At 34.4% G+C, this 579-nt stretch carries 1 protein-coding gene; it reads right to left on the bottom strand.

Going from position 1 to position 579, the window contains the following annotated elements; translation table 11 throughout:
* Positions 1–579: ImmA/IrrE family metallo-endopeptidase (locus tag HMPREF2918_RS10585; protein ID WP_070595615.1), on the bottom strand; the 579-nt coding region annotated here is incomplete at both ends.

Below are 579 nucleotides of genomic sequence, written 5' to 3'. Positions count from 1 at the left end.
TTTTCCTCTATCATAAATGAGCCATACTTTTAGATTGTCACGGCAAGTCTTTATTGTTTTCCAATTCTCTTGATCTAGAAGTTCTGGATACTCTTGACTAGTTACGAAACCTCTTTTACTCACTGCTGGATCTATCTTATTGATTAGAGAAGTCTGGTAGTTGTTAAACTCCTTTATAATCTGTTCTTTGATACTGTGAAACAAAAGGAGTAGTGTAGCATTTTGTCCATCAATATAAGCATCGATAGCCTGCTTAATGGTACTTTCTTTTCCAGGATAATATTCTCGTAAAAGATCTAAGAGGCGAAAAAACAGTGCCTGTTTTGAAACATCCAGACTATTTTGAATATGTTGAAAGGTGTTGCAACCATAATAAATCTTTGACAACAAAACAATGTCCGGCATTAATACTACAGCAGAGAAAATATTCGCTTCTCGCTCTAGTAGGTTCTCCTGATTATCAATAGATTCAGCAAAATAAGTGCCTTCATGCTTAAGTATGAAATGCCCTAGTTCATGACACAGAGTAAAATTCTGCTTTACAATTGGATTATCCTTTTCATAAGAAAAACTAATACC

This window comes from Streptococcus sp. HMSC065C01, from assembly GCF_001813525.1.
GTDB classification, from domain to species: domain Bacteria; phylum Bacillota; class Bacilli; order Lactobacillales; family Streptococcaceae; genus Streptococcus; species Streptococcus parasanguinis_V.
Note: the sequence above shows the minus strand (reverse complement) of the source record. Positions and strands in the feature narration are given on the sequence as shown.